The sequence below is a fragment of the Vibrio sp. 10N.261.52.A1 genome, from assembly GCF_002876325.1.
Taxonomy (GTDB): domain Bacteria; phylum Pseudomonadota; class Gammaproteobacteria; order Enterobacterales; family Vibrionaceae; genus Vibrio; species Vibrio chagasii.
The window spans coordinates 1-456 of the sequence record NZ_MCYD01000175.1 but is presented as its reverse complement, the minus strand read 5'-3'; the positions used below and the strand labels follow the sequence as shown (position 1 = coordinate 456).

Sequence of the window (456 nt, the reverse complement as noted above, 5' to 3'; positions counted from 1 at the left end):
TTTCTGAATTACACCAAATAGCCAAATACAGAGAGGATTATTTCGGTTTTTTGTATGGATATGACTATAAACAGCTATTTTCTTTAGCTTATCATCAATCAGAATATCCACCCCTCTTAAGTAGGGGTAGTTATCGATAGGGAACAAGTCAGAGTGAGGCATGTACATATCTGAGTTAATGAGTACATCGATAATCGCCATCACCATTTCAGAGCGGAACCCAATCTTATGAGGCACAGACAAATCGGTTAATATTTGAGATGCTTTACTGAAATTGTCATTCCAGCCTGGGGATATCATTGATGCAATATCATAGCCCTCTAATTCTTGGGGGGTGACTGCTGTTTTTTTTATCGGATGGTCTCTCCTTACAAATAGCTTACCTGTGATATCCGTAAGTTTTTTTACATAGATTTCCTGTGAGGTATGGGGCAACTCATAAGATATACCTAGCAA

The 456-nt window shown here is 38.2% G+C and carries 1 pseudogene; it reads right to left on the bottom strand.

Annotation, left to right across the window (positions count from 1 at the left end):
- Nucleotides 1-456 (bottom strand): annotated as a pseudogene (locus BCT81_RS02400) (LysR family transcriptional regulator); the annotation flags it as partial.